At 52.0% G+C, this 306-nt stretch carries 1 protein-coding gene; it reads left to right on the forward strand.

What is annotated here, in order from left to right:
• A partial coding sequence (locus tag A3763_RS05435) for a TGS domain-containing protein (protein WP_156494937.1) occupies positions 1–306 on the forward strand: 306 nt, incomplete at both ends.

Here is a 306-nt window from a genome sequence, read left to right on the forward strand (position 1 = left end):
CACCCAAAGGCGCGATTCTCGAATTACCTGCGGGGGCAACCCCAATCGACTTCGCCTATGCTATCCATACCGATATTGGTCATGCTTGTGTCGCCTGTCGCGTAAACAAACAACTTGCCCCCTTGAGCGTACCTCTACAAAGCGGGCAAACGGTTGAAGTAGTCACTGCCCCTAGCGCTAAACCAAGTAGGGCTTGGCTGAATATTGTCACAACCGGTAAAGCCAAGAGCAGCATAAGGCACTACTTGAAAGACCAACGCGAAGCCGAAAGCCTAGCGCTTGGTAAGAGCTTGCTCGATAAGTCAC

This window comes from Oleiphilus sp. HI0128 (genome assembly GCF_001635365.1).